1 pseudogene is annotated in these 432 nt (G+C 68.1%); it reads left to right on the top strand.

Annotated features, from left to right (window positions below):
* Positions 1-130: 130 nt before the first annotated feature.
* Positions 131-432 (top strand): annotated as a pseudogene (locus MJ797_RS15045) (IS1380 family transposase); the annotation flags it as partial.

The raw sequence follows: 432 nt of genomic DNA, 5'->3' as shown, positions 1-432 counted from the left end.
AACCTCTGTCTTTCACCGGGGCGGGTGATATGCCGGGCTGACCTTGCCGGAACCTGATCGAGGTGCACCTGACCAGCAAGGATGCGATTTGTCTAGGACCGCGTCCATGTGAGGTAGGTGCACCTCTTCCGTGCAGGCTACGCCAGGTGCAGTATGGGCTGACCGGCTCGAGTTCGTCGGCGACGACGACCGGCTGGTCGCCTCCGTCGGTGTTCTCCCGATCCGGTTGCTGGCCGAGAAGCTCGGCCTGCGGGCCGCGCTGTCCGCGGCCTGGGCACGGCGCGGTTTCATCCCGGTCTATGACCGGGGCCAGCTCGCTGTCGACCTCGCGCTGACGCTGCTGCTCGGCGGGGAGGCGATCAGCGACTTCCAGGGCCTACGCCATCTCGCTCCGGTGACCGGGCCGGTGGCCTCGACCCCGACGGTGTGGCG

This window comes from Protofrankia sp. CiP3 (assembly GCF_917627345.1).
GTDB lineage: Bacteria > Actinomycetota > Actinomycetes > Frankiales > Frankiaceae > Protofrankia.
This window is presented reverse-complemented; position numbering and strand designations above follow the sequence as displayed.